The organism is Nitratireductor aquibiodomus NL21 = JCM 21793 (assembly GCF_000615975.1).
GTDB classification, from domain to species: domain Bacteria; phylum Pseudomonadota; class Alphaproteobacteria; order Rhizobiales; family Rhizobiaceae; genus Nitratireductor; species Nitratireductor aquibiodomus.
Window position 1 is genome coordinate 1 of record NZ_BAMP01000205.1, and the last position, 585, is coordinate 585.

Sequence of the window (585 nt, forward strand, 5' to 3'; positions counted from 1 at the left end):
TTTAGATCGTCCTTTGTGCGTCCGGATGGATGCACGGCGATCTAGATACGAAAAAGCCGCCGGCGGGCACCGGCGGCTTTTCCTGTCTGGTATCAGGCCTGCATCATCAGGCGCCGGTAAGCGGCGACAGGCGGATTTCCACGCGGCGGTTCTGTGCGCGGCCTTCCGGCGTCGCGTTGGAGGCGATCGGCTGAGCCTCGCCCTGGCCGATAATCGCAAAACGCTGGCTACTCGCGCCCTGACCAATAAGGTAATTGGCAACGGCCCCGGCGCGGCGCTGTGAGAGCTCCAGATTGTAATTCGCGTCGCCTGTCGAATCGGTGTGACCGAACACGTCGACCAGCGTGCGATTGTATTTCTGCAGAACCAGCGCAACCGAATTGAGCGTGGAATAGAAGGCCGGCTGAATGTTGGCCGAATCGGTGGCAAAGGTGATGTTGGAGGGCATGTTGAGGATGATGTAGTCGCCCTGGCGGGTGACGCTCACGCCCGTGCCCTGCAACTGACCGCGCAGCTGCGCTTCCTGCTGGTCCATATAGGAACCGACCGCGCCGCCGGCCAGTGCGCCGATGCCCGCGCCGATCA

Annotated in this window: 1 protein-coding gene; it reads right to left on the reverse strand. The window is 62.2% G+C overall.

What is annotated here, in order from left to right; genetic code table 11:
• Positions 1-106: 106 nt before the first annotated feature.
• Positions 107-585: YiaD family glycine zipper/OmpA-like lipoprotein (locus JCM21793_RS23250; protein ID WP_025031891.1), on the reverse strand; the 479-nt coding region annotated here is incomplete at its 5' end.